This is a genomic window from Shewanella sp. ISS20, assembly GCF_056522965.1.
In genome coordinates this window covers 3,854,138-3,867,846 of the sequence record NZ_JAWRZK010000001.1, presented here as the reverse complement: position 1 = coordinate 3,867,846, position 13,709 = coordinate 3,854,138, and the positions used below count along the sequence as shown (strand labels likewise).

The window sequence follows — 13,709 nt, the reverse complement described above, 5'->3', positions numbered from 1 at the left end:
TGTGACACCTAAACTGCTATACGTAAGTTGATATCAATGACTAAAAATTAGTCCTCCGAAGACAAAAAACCATATGAAAAAGCCGTAGCGTGGCCACGGCTTTTACTGCCTAAATTAAGCGTGAGTTATAAGCTGGCTTCAGTTTGTGCCAAGCGCTGAATTTGGTTAAGCGAAGTCAAGTGGCTATAAATTGGGCCAATTAAGCCTAAGCGGCGTAACTCAATAAATTGCTCATCACTGAGCTCGGTGAGTTTTGCCTCACGGATAAGATACAAACCGTTGATGTTGCGTTTTTCCCCCTTAATCTCAACGGTTAAGGTTTGCGATTCCAATAACTCCAGTTCAGCTAACTTAGCCAATAAATGCTTAGTCACTTGATCTTGCTGGAAATGACTAATTAAGGCTTCTTTGCGTGCCACCAGAAATTCAGTTTCTTTATCGCCATTAAACAAGGCTTGGCCTTCGCTCTGGTTGACAATCGGACTGGTATCGCGAATACCAATCCACACTTTATCTTCAACCTCAGGGTTTAATATTAAGCCCAGCGGATAATCACGCACTACATGGGGCTGATATAACCCTGACCAGCGGCCATCGTTAACATATAAATTCTGCCCAGGCTTTAGGCCTAACATAGCCACAGCTTGAAACTCACCCGTCTCAGTGTTTTTAACAAACACAATGGGAAATTCCACGGCGATGCGTGGAAATTCGTGCAAAGTCACAGGCACTATATGTTGATCATGTAAGTGCGACAAATCTTGCGCACCAATTTTTAAGTGCCCATGTTTAGTATGATCGAGCAGGCTTATGGCTTGAGTCATGAAAAAATCCCTTTAGCTATTATTGGTGGGGTGATGGCTCGTCTTGTTATACAAAAAGACGCCTAAGATGCCACTGTTATACCTAGTTTTTATAGAAAAATAAAAAGTTAATCAACACTAACGCAACATGAACAGGCAAATTAATTCTTTTGTAAGCCATATTTATGAATGCGTTCGAGTAAATCCCTATGTTCAGGCAAATATTCAAGCCATTTTCGAGCCAATTGCTGCACGTCTTCGGCTTGTTGCCTAAGGCTTGCTGGTGGGGCTCCGCTTAATTGAGTCTGATACTTCATCCCATAAAGCACGTATAAATAATTTTCTAAATCAAAAGCTTCAAACTTGGTGAAAAAATCTGATTTCAAAGGCACTGAGGTTTGCCACAGCAGCAAACGTTGCTGTAATTCCTCTGATAAATGCGCAGGATTGCGGTTATCTAACCAAAATTGACTATCACTGCGGTCCGATAAAAAGTAATGCAATTTGACAAAATCTATCACTCGCTGCCAAGCATGCAGCATTACCTGATTAAAGCGCCCTGCCAATAACGGTAATTGCGCACAATCTTGTGGTAATCGCTCGGCCAATAACTTAGCCGAAAAATCGGTAAGCATAATTGAAGTGGCTTCAAGCGGCTCAAGAAACCCTTGCGCTAGCCCCAATGCTACACAATTGCCACGCCAACTTTCAGCTAAATAGCCAACCTTCATCGCTATTTTGCGAAACGACATGTCACAACTGCTTGGACCAAGATAACGATGAAGCTTAAGGGTTGCCTCGTCTTCATTCATATACCGCGATGAATACACTAAACCAACGCCGCGGCGCTCAGTTAAGGCAATGTCCCAAATCCAACCCGCTTGATGGGCTGTGGCTAAGGTATAAGGCGGTATCGCTTGCTGTGCGGCGGTAGGCACTTGAATAGCTAACGCTGTATCGACAAACAAGCTATCTGCCACACTGATAAAGGGCACGTGTAACGCCTTCATCAACACGGATTCCGTGCCGCTACAATCAATATAAAAATCAAAATTAACTAGCCCATGCTCCTCTGTCACAAGCCCTGAAATTAAACCGTCATCGCCTAGTACAACCTTATCGATATGAGCTCGTATATGGTTAACGTTAAATCTTTGCTTCGCATTTCTGGCCAAAAGCTGTGCAAACTTAAGGGCATTAAGATGATAAGCGTACCCTGCTATTCCTTGCCATTCGGGAGTGGTAATAGACTTAGGCGCTTTACCACTTTCGCATAACTGATGCTGCGCAGAGACTAAGTGCGCGTAATGTGCTGAGCTTGCATTAAATCCACCAGCGTTTTGTTCTGAGCCAGTTGGCAAGGCGTTTGTGGATGCATAACTGGTGGGTAATAGCTCAGATTGCGCCAGTTGGCTTAAATAAAGCGGCGTTAAATCAAGGGGTGAACTTGGTCTATCAAACAAATGATGATAAGCATAATGCTCGCCATGGCGCGACTTATCTAGCCAGTTAATAAATTTAATCGATTGCTTAAAGGTGACATCACAGCTGCGAATAAACTCAGTTTCACTAATGCCAAAAGATTGCAGCGATTGGCGAATAGCAGGTACTGTGCCCTCCCCGACTCCTATGGTGGGCACCTGCGGCGATTCAATTAACGTCAATTCAATATCGCGCCGCGCTGCTAACGCTTTACCTAAATGGTTCGCCGCTAACCAACCGGCAGTGCCGCCGCCCACTATGGCAATTTTAGTTATTGTCATTATCAATTCTCCCCATATAACAAAGCCCAGCAAATGCTGGGCTTTGATTAGAGCGCTATTGCGTTAAGGCTAATTAAACACGCCATAACCACTGACTCAATCCTGCGAAGAGTTAGAAGCTTAAGGATACGCCTAACTTATAGCGCGCTTCGCCTTCAAAGCTCCATACTGGATAGTTAGCCATAAACTCTGGCTTAACTTCAGCATTCAGTGGCGATACACCTTTTTGAATACTATCTTCTTGCGTTAAGTTAACCGCTTCAAACACTAAAGTCATATAGTCAGTGAGGTTATAGTTGGCACTAAAATCCACTTGACCATAAGGTTGGTGTTCGCGGTTACCGTAGAAGCCAGGTAATTCACGGATCATGTACTCACTACGCCAGTTATAAGCTAAGCGCGCCGAAAAATCTTCCATTTCATAGAAACCCACTAAGTTAACTGTGTGCTTAGAGGAATCAGAGAATACGCCCACTAAATCTGGGTAGTTTTCAGCAGGTGATACCGCATTAGCATAGGTATAGTTTGCAGCGTAACCTAAGCCTGAATCAAACGAGTCTTGCAGTTGTAATTCAATACCATCGATTTTGCCGCCATTGGCGTTATAGCGCTCACTGACTGTCCAGCAGTCATATACACCAACACCACAGCTACTGCCACCAGCTGCAATCAAGTCATTGTCATTGATACCAATTTGCTGATTTAACAGCTGACGAGTACTTGAGAATGAGCTGACATCTTTAATGAAATAAGTTGCTGCCACTAAACCATCAGCACTGAAATACCATTCAATACCCAAATCTGCTTGGGTCGCTTTAAATGGCTCTAATACCACACTGCCTTGGTTAACCACTTCGTTGCCAGGAGTGCCATCGTTTAAGCCTGGTAAGGTTGAAGTGGCAAACAAATCGGCATAGTTAGGACGAGAAATCACTTGCGCAGCTGATGCACGTAAAATTACATCGGGTGCCAAATCAAAGGCGACGTTAATGCTTGGCAATACATCGCTATAATCGTGCTTATCGGTACTTAAGGTATTGGCAAATTTGCCATTCTTATCTAAATCATAGTAATCAGATTCAACGTCACTTGAAATGTAGCGCAGACCAAAGTTACCGCGTATGCCTTCGGCTTCAAAGTTAGCCATCACATACAGAGCTAAGTTCTTTTCATCTAAGGTGCCATAACCAGATTTATCCAGTTCAAACCCTGTGATAGCTGATTTGGCGCCATTGATCATCGCATCATAATTAGGCTTAGGTAATATAAAACCTGCGCCCGATGAAATGGTGCCATTATAATAGTCACTCGCATTGCCCCTAGCCCCTGCAAGGCTTGCAGCTGTAACCAATGCTTTTTCAGTGGTTTGGGTTACTTTATGGTCGGCATAACGCACGCCAGACTTAATGCTGTTAATCGCACCAAAATCAACCGGTACCGTCACGTTAAATTGAGCGTAGGTTTCTTCGTCTGAGTTTGGCTGTTTTTTCAGTGACCAACCCTCAGGGCCGACTTGACCATTAAAATCTGCAGCATCAAAGTGTTTGTTGGCGATATCTATATAGATTTGATCACCAGTAGCATCATAAATGCCTTTGAAATCACTGGATTTACCGATGGTGTTACCATAGTTAGCAGTTAAATCTGTGCCGCCGTCAGCCTTACTGTTACCGATTAAACCATCTAAGGTATAACCTATGCCTTCATATTTAAAATCAAAGTTATAGGTGTCAGAGCTCATGCTAGCTTGACGTGCCCACGTTTGTGCCCAAGCGAATGCGTCTTTACCGCTGTGTTCAACTGAAGTACAAACCCCAGCAGCATTGACGCTGTTACAGGTACTGTCGCCTTGCTGTGTCGGGAATAAGAAAATAGAAGTGTTAGCGTTATCGGCCTCTAAGTTCAGGCTTAAAATGTTAAGACCAAACTCTAAGTTGTCCATTGGACGATATTGCATAGCGACGTTATAAGCTTGACGCTCACGTTGCTGTTCAAAGGTAGTTGGAACAATTTCGCCCCAGCCCAGTAATGATTCAACACCATTACGCTGATAATCCGTTTTGGCATAAGAAGCAGAACCTAAGATACCAAAGGTTTGATCTTCGTTTGACCATGAGTACAAACCTGATAATTCAGGATCGGTTGACTCAGAAATAGTGCCGTAATCCCCTTTAGCGCTAAAGAAGGCAGTTTTATCCTGCACATCTAATGGCTTGCGGGTATTAACTATTACAGTACCACCAACGCCACCTTCTGGCAGATCAGCTTGTGATGATTTATAAACTTCAATCGAGCTTATGGCTTCTGGTGGCAATAAGCTGTAGTTAAAACTGCGGTCAATCGCTTGTTGATCGTACCAACCGGTAGATGCTACGGCATGGCCATTGAGCAAGGTATTAGTTAATTGGTTAGAAGCACCACGAATAGATACCTGTTGGCCCTGACCAAATTGACGATTAACCGTGATACCAGGGATACGGGCTAACGACTCACCGATGTCGCCATCAGGAAACTGACCAATGTCTTCTGCAGTAATAGCATCAACTACGGCATCAGAGAAACGCTTAGTGTTCAAACTGGCTTGCTGTGACGCTCGAATACCTGTGACTTCAATGGTTTCGATATCTGCATCAGCCGTTTTGGTTTTAGTTTCAGCTTCCGCAGCCATAGCGCCCATAGCAACTGCACCGCTCAGCAGAACAGCGATATTAGAGGCTAATAAGGTTTTCTTTAGGTTAGATGATTGCATCTTTATTTCCCTTCCATACGGTTTTTATTGTTTTCGTACATAACCATTCGCTAAAGAATGACAACGCTGTCATGATTGTGCAGACATTACACAACAAATAACACTCGCGCCACAATAAAATAACCAAAAGAATAAAAAATTTAACCGTTAACGCGCTAATAAATGAATGCGGAAATTTATTATTACTATTGACAAACAAGTGCTTAACCCAAGCAGTGTAATGAATATGTTAATTTTGAGAGTTGAGATCTATTTTGATGGGAATTTAAAGAGTAAAATACTGACTATTAAGACAATAGTGATGCATCACTCGCTGGTAAGGCCTGCTGGTAAGACCAGGAGTAACACTACATTAGGCAGACGTTATGCCTGCACCTAAATTGCACCTAACAAGAATTCAGTGATGAAAGTAACCATAAATGATGTAGCAAAGTATGCGGGCGTATCGATAAAAACAGTTTCACGGGTCACTAATCATGAGCCGCAGGTCAAGCAAAGCACAATAGATAAAGTGAATGCGGCAATTAAGGCTTTAGATTATCAACCTAATCATTCGGCTCGAAACTTAGCGTCATCAAGCTCTTATGTGATTGGCTTTGTGTATGACAACCCCAACGCTTACTATATTATTGATATGCAAAACGGTATTTTAAATGCTTGCCGTGAGCAAGGTTATGAACTGCTAATCCATCCTTGCGATGCCACCAGTAGCGATATTTGCCAAGAATTAACCGCCTTAGTTATGCATACTCAATTCGCAGGGTTAGTGCTTACTCCACCGCTATCAGAAAACCCACAAGTGTTAGCAGCGCTAGATGCCATAGGCACCCAATATGTACGCATTATTGCCGCCTCAGAATTAGATCAACAAATAGTGGCCAATGGCTTACAAGTGCTAGTCAATGATAAAGTCGGCGCCATTGCCATTACCGAGCACTTAATTCAACTCGGACATCAGCGTATTGCTTTTATAAGTGGCGATCCTGAGCATCAATCCACTAAAGAGCGGCTGGATGGATTTTTAGAAGCCTTAGCCCATCATCAATTAACCACGTATCCAGAATATTTAATTGATGGCCAATATAATTTTGAATCTGGGGTGGCTGGCGCTAATCGATTATTAAGTTTAAGTCCGGCTCCCACAGCCATTGTGGCCTGTAATGATGAAATTGCCGCCGGAGCGCTATTTGCAGCGCGCTTAGCTGGGGTTGCTATCCCAAAACAAATATCCATAGTCGGCTTCGAGGATAGTCCATTTTCAAGACAAACCTGGCCCAAATTAACCACTGTCCATCAACCCAATCAAGCTATCGCCAAACTGGCTACCTGCAACTTAATTAATAAATGCCGTCGGCGCGAGCACCTTGATGGCCAAATGTTTATTCCTAAACCCATACTTAGGGATTCAACGGCAGTGCCTATAGATTAAATTAAACCAATAAACAAAATTATGATTAGATTTGGACTAACCTATTAACAAATATAATAATAGGGAGTCCAACCATTGAAACCATACCTGATAAGTTGCGCCATTTGCTTGTTATCATTGCCACTTGCGGCTCATGACAATAGCAGAGATGAAAACAGCAATGGCAACGACCAACTGTTAGCGCCAACTCACTTGCCACAGCATAAATTTAATGGCGTTGCAGGGCTTACCCCTGCAACGGATATTTATCAGTTAACCGTATTTGATACCAATTATTTATTACCCGTATTCCAAACTCAGTCGCTAAATCAAGATTATTATCGACCACAAAATCCCAATGGCGGCGATGTCGGCAATACCAATGTTCAATTTCAATTTAGCCTTAAATACGGTCTAGCGAACAATCTATTCACTGATAATGACGGCCTTTATCTGGCTTACTCACAAATTTCCAATTGGCAGGCTTATGATAAGTCGGCCTACTTTCGCGATAGCCAATATCAGCCGCAATTGTTTTGGACTTGGCTGCACGGCAAAGATGAATCCACATGGCAAAGTACCAGCCTAGGCTTTGAGCATCAATCGAACGGTAAAGGCGGAATTTATGAGCGCAGTTGGAACAGAGTCTATGCGGAGTTTTCACTTGATTTCAATCAAGTAACACTAAGTATCAAACCTTGGTTTAGAGCTAATGTCACTAGCACTAACTACAACCCTGACATTAGTGATTACTTAGGTTATGGCCGAGTCAAAGCCGATTGGTATATGGGTGAGCATCAATTAAGTTTTACCTTGAGAAATCTGCTAGAAAGTGGATTTTCCAATGGCTATGAAGAAATTAGCTGGAAATTTCCTTTATATAAGGGGTTTAAAGGTTACATCACCTTGCAAAGTGGTTATGGCATGACGATTTCAGACTATAACCACTATGACAATGCCGCTGGGATCGGCATTGCTTTCTAACTCTATGTATACCAGATGCTAAGAGGCCTACACGGCCTCTTCGTTTTCTTCACCGGTGCGAATTCGAATCACTCGTTCCACTTCAGTAACGAAAATTTTGCCATCACCAATTTTACCAGTGCGAGCAGTTTCAACAATCGCATCTAAGGCTTGCTCTAACATATCGTCTTGAATAACTAGTTCTATTTTTACCTTAGGTAAAAAATCGACCATATACTCAGCGCCGCGATAGAGCTCAGTATGGCCTTTCTGTCGACCAAAACCTTTCACTTCTGAGACTGTCATGCCGGTAATACCTATTTCAGCCAAGGCTTCCCGTACATCATCCAATTTGAAAGGCTTAATCACGGCCTCAACTTTTTTCATCACCCACTCCAACCACTTACCAATATGACTAAAGCTTACCAGTTAGCTTACGTTTGCTAAAGCCCCTTATTTGGATAACTGCATCTATAATAATGGTTGAATAATGGACCTGATTTCGCTTGGATGCCTCAAAGGTAAATGCCCATGTCGATATCTCGTCACCAAGGATTCACCCTGATTGAATTAATCATAATTATTTTGATTGTGTCAATTGTTGCAACTGTTAGTTATCCCAATTTATCTGGGATTTGGCATGCGCAGCGCGCTAACAGTCAAATAAGTACGATAGAACAAACCTTACATTTTGCTCGAAACCATGCCATTAATTTTGGCACTCAAGTCACTGTATGCCCCATAATAGCCAATAAATGCCATAGTGACTGGAATAAAGGCATGTCAGTATTTATCGATGTCGATGCTAACGGTCAATTAAATGGGGCCGATAAACTCCTAATGGTAATCAATGAGTTTAATGCCAATGACACAGTACAATTTAACCGCCAAAGAGTACGGTTTCTGTCCAGTGGTTTGAGTTCAGGCAGCAATGGAACATTAACTTATTGCCCATACGCCAAAGATAACCCTAATTCACAAGCACTCATCATTAACAATGCAGGACGGATAAGACGTAGTCATGCATCTTCGATACAATGCGATTAACCTATCCGCAATGACTTTATAACTCAGTGAGGTATACTTAATCTGTTCATTGGAGGACATCATGATTATACGGACTTACGTTGGATTAGGTTTTACCTTAATTGAATTAATGATAACAATTGCCATAGCTGCAATATTGCTAACTATTGGCACCCCATCACTGGTTTCCCTCTATGAAGGCATGCGAGTAAATAGCAATATCGAAAAAGTCCACGATACACTCATTTTTGCTCGCAGCCAGGCGATTAGCTATGGAACTACTGTTAAAGTTTGCCCTTATGCTACGGCTGATGCCTGTGGAACTACAACGGATTGGAGTAAAGGAATACGGGTCTATACCGATAAAAATATCAGTAAGCCATTACGAGCTATTGATGGTTTCCATGCCAATGATAAAGTAAAGGGCTCTGTAGCCTTGCTGACATTCTCCCCTGATGGATTATCTAATGGAGCTACATTAACTTATTGTCCCAATGGCAAGAAGACTGAAGCAAAAGCAGTAACAGTCAAAGTCGGTGGTATTATTTCTTATAGTGATGCTGGGGCGGGTTGCTAACGCCCCTAAGTCCATCAATTATTACCATTCATAACAATGCAAATCTATTCAAGCTCATATTTGCGAAAAATAATATAATTAATAAATCCTCAGATAAAATATCACGCACCACTGCATATGCTATCCTGATTATTTAAGCATTACATCCATAATATAAAACGATTAACCAACTTAATATTCTCCAACCAAGCATTCGAGGCAGCATTTAAGATAAACATAACTCCCAAATTATCTAGGAGTATTTTCATCTAACTGCTTACTAAATTCATTGGTGAAATCATTACCTAACTGTACACATTCAACCACATCTTTTATAAAGAATTTATTACCGTCTGAACCACGCAATTGCTTTCCAGGTAAATTGCCGACCATGATATTGACACTTGTTGACTGCCAACGATAAAAAACAATTTTATCCCCCGTTGCCACCTTGATATGACATTTATAATCCTCTGCAGCGTCAATGTTGGCCGCGACTAATATATAAGACATAGTACAAAAAATAAAACCGATAATATACTTTATCATTTCCAGCACTCCGACGATGGTCCAGTGATGCCTGCAGAAGTCATGGTGATTGTTTTACAATTACTATCCCTGCTTGCTTGTGCACCTAGCGCCGTGGCCGTGATAGTAAAATCACTACTGCCCGCGGAAGCAATACTATAATGCCCGTGCTCAGTGATGAAAGGGCTTTTATTTAAACCGAGTTTTGTCATATCAGTAGCATAAACACGATTATCCAGATAATACTGTTCCTGCAAATTCACCACTTTCATTACCGCTGCGACACCTTCAGAGCGCGCACTTTTAGTGATGTAATCTATATATGATGGGTAAGCAATAGCCGCTAATATGCCTACAATTGCCACAGTTATCATCAGCTCGATTAGAGTAAAACCCTTTACTGTTCCCATGGTTAATTGTTCTCATTCAAATGATAATAAATTTTGTTTATGGTGAGTCCACTACCTAATTCAATCGTACCAGAACATTCACCATTCTCACATTCACCCTTACCAACACCAATAATATAAGCATTGTTTTCTTCACCCGCTTCCGGCTTAGGAATAACTATCTGTGGCGTATCAGGGATTTTATCACCTAACTCATAATAAAGTTGATTTGAGGTTCGAGTGCCTTTATGTAGATCAAAAACATATAACCGACCTTGACCAGAGAAGCTACAAATTCCAAGGTTTAAATCGGCAGTTTGAGTAACAGGTGGCACAAAAGAGGTAAAATAAACTTTGCCATCAAAAATTAGCGACGCTGATAAAGTTTTTTCTCCAGCAGCACCAAAATCATAATACCAACCTCTCTTTTTACCAAAAGCAACATTGTCTATTTCAGTGGTTGGCGCCGAACTTGTTACCGAGTAAAGATCAGACGAAGTTAACGTCGTAGGAAAATTCCCTGGCTCAAACTTTTGAGTGGCCACATAGCGATCTTGAAAAACATAATATCTATCATTGGTGGCTAAATCTAACGGATGATTTCTATTACCTGAACCTATTGTTACAGCATCATAGGGAACTTTTTGATAACTTAACTTATTATTTTCTGAATGCACATTACTAAATTCTGTTTGTGCAATTACAGGTTCAGAAAAAAACATCCTATTATCAGGTGCCGCATCAGCAATAGAGGCAAACTTAAATACGGTCCATTTAGTCTTGTCATTACCGGTTAAATCCATACGCCAAATATTACCAGTAATATCACTTGCATAGACTCTATCGGTATTACCATCGTGATCACTGTCTAACACAGCTACTTTAGTAGCAATACTCCCCATGCCATCAGCAGTCAATTTAGTGATTAGTGACCCGGTATTGGCATTAATAATGTAAACCGCCTCACCAGAACCTTGCTCGGATGCCATGCCACCACCGAAAATTAACACGGGATCGTTAAAGCCGGCAATTGAGGCTACTACGGGTTGAGACCAGGTATCACCTAAATCAATAAAATCCGAATCATTAGAATTGATCATCCATTTAAATGTCGGAGAATCAGGCCTTGAGATGTCTAATGCATAGTAAGAAGTGCCGCCACTGCGCATACCAAGAAACAACAGTGCTTTCTCAATAACACCAGAGCTCGCCGTTTTTACATAGGCTACAGGAGACAAATCCATGCCATACACTGAATGAATCCCGGTCGCTGGATTTTCACGTAATTTTGGAATATTTCCCCATAGTTCATTAGGTAAGAATGCCCAAGACTCAGTCACTGAGCCGACAGCAAAATCATCGCTCCCCTTGTCAGAATCTTTGAACATATGTACTAGACCTTGGTTAGTACCCACAATAATGCGTACATCTAATGTCTTTTCATCGGATCCAAAGTTAATCGCTAATGGTTTAGAATGCAGCGGATCGCCCATAATATCATCTCTAGCATCTGACGAACTATCATCATTATCATCATCATCGATATCTACCCCATATAACCAATCCTGATCCCCCACTGAATAATTTGAACTAAAGGATGACGCCTTAAGATCAATCAAACTAGTACCACTATTAGTAATGATTTTACGATTTTTTAGCTGGTTCATAAGGGTCGGCAACACGCCGCCAGCAAGAACCTTATTACCATCATTAGAACCTTGGCAAGAATTCCAATAGGTACAAGTCTCAATTGAAATATTACCTTTGGAATCGATAGCATTGGCCGTACCACCCGGCCCCACAATTTCACCGGCAGAGTTTACTTTGAGCTTTTTAAGGTTACCCGCCCAACGCGGACCATTACCTGGTAAAAACATAGCAAAATATGCCGAGTTATAAGTTTGAGTCTTATCAAAGTTATTGCTCGCGATGCTGGGTGAAGTAAATGATGTATCGATAGTCACAATTGATTTTAAGGCATTATCTAATGCGGAGACTAAATCAAGACCGTTTTTTGCAACATAATACCCCTTAGATACGCCTTTACTATCACGAGGATTCCCCCCTCTAAAAGCCGTTTCTTCAAGCAATGCAGCAGCGGCATCAGCACCGTCTGAAAATCCAATAGTAAATACGCGAATATTTTGCTTATTATCAACTCCGGATGCATCTTTATTACCAACGACTATGTCATTGTTATACATATAAGCAGCCAAAGCTGGCATATAGCTAGTTGCTTTATTGTTATTAGCATTGGTAAATGCAAATTCACTATAATTAGCAGTACGATTTGCAGCATTATTAGTTAATGTTTTAATAAAATCATCGGCAGATTTGTCTAAGGTTGGCGCGCCATCGGTAATATAAATAACATAAGCAGTATCTTGGCATTTTTTGAATGGACTGGTGTAGTTACCACTCATTAAAATATTTGGCGGCATGTTCTTTCTATAGCTTAGGCTATTATAATCTTTATCATCATTACCAAATGTAACTGGAGCACCACTAAAATATTGATGAGCTTCATATAAGGTTTCACATAAAGGTGTATTAGTTTTAGCTGGCATACCATTAATTAAACTCGTCAACTCGGCTTTCTTCGCCACATTCATTTCAGTTAGTGGAAATACAATTCGCCCACCATCAGCTATACCTTCCTTATCGTAATTAATATTAAATACAGCTAGACCTGCATCAATAGGAATGGCAAGACCATCGAGAGCAGAAATTAAGGCTGCTTTAGCAACATCAAGACGTGTGCCGGTACCACCGCTGTTTTGGCCATCACTGGTCGTCGTCACCCATTTATGCCATACCAAATAATGTGCTGTGTATAGGGTCACAGGCTGACCTGTACCAAATTGAGTATTATTGAGACTGTTTAGTCTATCTGCTTCATCAGCCTTATTGGTATACTTATTACTCTTATTATTGATGGGATAACCATCATTAATCACCTTGCCTTTATCTTTTCCTGGGTTTTTCGGGTCAGCATTTAAAATATCTTCATAACAATCAACAATACTATTCTGATTGAAGCCATTATTATCGGCTAAATTATCCCAACTATCTATTTTAAACTCACGTAAAAAACCGGTATAACGGCCTTTAGTCGCTAACGCTTTGATTGAGCTATTACAATTATTATTTTCGTCATAGAAACGACGACTATCCTTAGGATTCTCTGGTGTTGGCATCATATTGGTATTATCTATACCACCACTGTTCCAATAGGTACCTTTTTCATTAATATAGCCGCTATAGCCGTCAAGATAATCTTCAAAACCGTCTGGATAATCACATTTCCCCAGAGTCTCATCAGCTTGCGAGCAATAAGTTGAGACAGCATTTTGATCTTCTGTCGACATACTGCCGGAGTTATCGAAAATAAAAAGCACTTGAGGACGTTTACCCGATCTAACCGATGAATCCATCAAATAGAGTTCGGTATCATCTGCGTAAACCACTCCACTTACGCCAGTCAATACCATTAAAATACTAGTAATCCATTTGTTTAGCATGAT

General features: G+C 41.2%; 11 protein-coding genes. 4 read left to right on the top strand and 7 right to left on the bottom strand.

Annotated features, from left to right (window positions below):
• Positions 1-125: 125 nt before the first annotated feature.
• The 3 genes from AC1HDP_RS17660 to AC1HDP_RS17650 form a co-directional block, all read right to left on the bottom strand.
• Positions 126-824, bottom strand: a complete 699-nt coding sequence (locus tag AC1HDP_RS17660; protein ID WP_479639766.1) for a SapC family protein — start codon at positions 822-824, stop codon at positions 126-128.
• A gap of 140 nt (positions 825-964) precedes the next feature.
• Positions 965-2,566 carry a tryptophan halogenase family protein gene (locus AC1HDP_RS17655; protein WP_479639765.1) on the bottom strand — a complete coding sequence of 534 codons (1,602 nt, stop codon included), beginning with the start codon at positions 2,564-2,566 and terminating at the stop codon, positions 965-967.
• A gap of 112 nt (positions 2,567-2,678) precedes the next feature.
• A complete protein-coding gene (locus AC1HDP_RS17650; RefSeq protein ID WP_479639764.1) occupies positions 2,679-5,315 on the bottom strand; it encodes a TonB-dependent receptor in 2,637 nt (878 codons plus the stop codon).
• A 403-nt stretch (positions 5,316-5,718) separates the two neighbouring features.
• On the opposite strand from AC1HDP_RS17650, the gene AC1HDP_RS17645 reads away from it, so the two are divergent.
• Complete coding sequence (locus AC1HDP_RS17645) at positions 5,719-6,744, top strand: LacI family DNA-binding transcriptional regulator (protein WP_479639763.1); 1,026 nt, start codon at positions 5,719-5,721, stop codon at positions 6,742-6,744.
• Between the two features lie 75 nt (positions 6,745-6,819).
• Positions 6,820-7,707 carry a phospholipase A gene (locus AC1HDP_RS17640; RefSeq protein ID WP_479639762.1) on the top strand — a complete coding sequence of 296 codons (888 nt, stop codon included), beginning with the start codon at positions 6,820-6,822 and terminating at the stop codon, positions 7,705-7,707.
• Positions 7,708-7,734: 27 nt separating this feature from the next.
• Here the strand turns inward: AC1HDP_RS17640 and glnB are convergent, their stop codons facing one another.
• Complete coding sequence (glnB, locus tag AC1HDP_RS17635; RefSeq protein ID WP_140931632.1) at positions 7,735-8,073, bottom strand: nitrogen regulatory protein P-II; 339 nt, start codon at positions 8,071-8,073, stop codon at positions 7,735-7,737.
• A gap of 144 nt (positions 8,074-8,217) precedes the next feature.
• Here glnB and AC1HDP_RS17630 point away from each other — a divergent pair, with 144 nt between their 5' ends.
• Both AC1HDP_RS17630 and AC1HDP_RS17625 read left to right on the top strand, forming a co-directional pair.
• The gene (locus AC1HDP_RS17630; protein WP_479639761.1) at positions 8,218-8,733 is read left to right on the top strand and encodes a GspH/FimT family pseudopilin; all 516 of its coding nucleotides are present in this window, start codon (positions 8,218-8,220) and stop codon (positions 8,731-8,733) included.
• A 61-nt stretch (positions 8,734-8,794) separates the two neighbouring features.
• Positions 8,795-9,289, top strand: coding sequence for a GspH/FimT family pseudopilin (locus tag AC1HDP_RS17625; RefSeq protein ID WP_479639760.1), 495 nt, complete (start codon positions 8,795-8,797; stop codon positions 9,287-9,289).
• Positions 9,290-9,517: 228 nt separating this feature from the next.
• Here the strand turns inward: AC1HDP_RS17625 and AC1HDP_RS17620 are convergent, their stop codons facing one another.
• The 3 genes from AC1HDP_RS17620 to AC1HDP_RS17610 are packed head-to-tail and all read right to left on the bottom strand — an operon-like array spanning position 9,518 to position 13,706.
• Positions 9,518-9,817: a TapY2 family type IVa secretion system protein gene (locus AC1HDP_RS17620; protein WP_479639759.1), complete on the bottom strand. Its 300-nt coding sequence runs from the start codon at positions 9,815-9,817 to the stop codon at positions 9,518-9,520.
• Positions 9,814-10,206: a type IV pilin protein gene (locus tag AC1HDP_RS17615; protein ID WP_479639758.1), complete on the bottom strand. Its 393-nt coding sequence runs from the start codon at positions 10,204-10,206 to the stop codon at positions 9,814-9,816. The genes AC1HDP_RS17620 and AC1HDP_RS17615 overlap by 4 nt, the downstream gene beginning before the upstream one ends.
• A gap of 2 nt (positions 10,207-10,208) precedes the next feature.
• Positions 10,209-13,706 (bottom strand): pilus assembly protein, encoded by a 3,498-nt coding sequence (locus AC1HDP_RS17610; RefSeq protein WP_479639757.1) that lies wholly within the window; start codon positions 13,704-13,706, stop codon positions 10,209-10,211.
• Between the last annotated feature and the right edge of the window lie 3 nt (positions 13,707-13,709).